Genomic DNA, 1,144 nt, shown 5'->3' with positions numbered 1-1,144 from the left:
ACCACCGGCTTGGCATACCGGATCTGCTGGAGAATATTGCCGAAACTGTCGTAACGGTTTTCGGTAACCGTGTTGTCTGATGCAATCTGGAAACGAAGGCGATTGGCAGTGTCGTAGACATGCCGCACCTGCTGGGGAGTCGAAGTTTGTGCTGCGGCTTGCGCCGATTTCATCAAGGCTTGGAGATCCGCTGACGTCAAGACCGCCCCGGAACGATAGGTGACAGTCTGTTCTACTGTCCATTGAGTGATCGTGGTGGTACTTGCTTGGGTAGTATCTTTGATATTTCGCGTATATTGCGAAACAAAAGGGTACGCACCTTGATAATTGACGGTTTGAGTATACCGATAAGTCGAACTGCTATCCCGTGAGCTGCCTTTTTCATAGAAATAGATCGTGGAACGATCTGCGGTGATCTCTTGTTCGACGATGTAGGTAGCTTTTTCCCGTGCTTTCCCCAAAACTGTCCAGCTTGCTTGTTTGCCTCGATAATCTTCAATGGACACACTACCGTCATCGCCAACCTGTGCCAATAGCATGACCCAGCTGTCTGACCTCCATGCCTCACCGTTATCTGCTCCGAAGGTAACTGTACGTCCCTCGTGGGTACCAAGCGTGAATTCTCGATAGATTTTCACTGAATGGTTGGCATCGACCGATAATTTCCTATCCAAATTGGCAGCCGGTGAAGCGGTTTTTGTGTCAACTCCGGTTTTCAGTTGGATTTGATTACCATTCCAGATAGCTTGGTCTGCGGGTGCACCACGAGGAGCAACCGTGAAACGATCCTTGTCGTTTTGTATATTGATGGATATCACACCCGCCTGAGTGATTGCCTTGTCGTGACGGATGCTGCTTGTCCGCTTACCCAGAGCATCGTAGCGATACTCAGCCAGATAGCCTGCCGGATCAATGGTGCCTATTTCTCGCCCCGCCACATCATAAATATGATACGTAATCTGCTGGGTGATCGAATTACTCAAGCTCTTGCGCAGTTCCAACGCCTGTGCAGGGGAGGAGCCGATGGCAATTGGCGTGTCATAGCGCGCACTGGCGATCCGGTTGCCGATGGCGTCGTAGCGGTATTCCGTGACATAACCCAATGCGTCGATGCTGGCGGTCTGCCGGCCAGCGGCATCGAATA

General features: G+C 51.2%; 1 protein-coding gene. It reads right to left on the bottom strand.

The genetic code is table 11. The annotated features are described in order from the left end of the window. On the bottom strand, positions 1–1,144 hold a 1,144-nt coding region (locus tag HNQ59_RS19460; protein WP_184042040.1), incomplete at both ends, for an RHS repeat domain-containing protein.

Source organism: Chitinivorax tropicus, from assembly GCF_014202905.1.
Taxonomy (GTDB): domain Bacteria; phylum Pseudomonadota; class Gammaproteobacteria; order Burkholderiales; family SCOH01; genus Chitinivorax; species Chitinivorax tropicus.
Note: the sequence above shows the minus strand (reverse complement) of the source record. Positions and strands in the feature narration are given on the sequence as shown.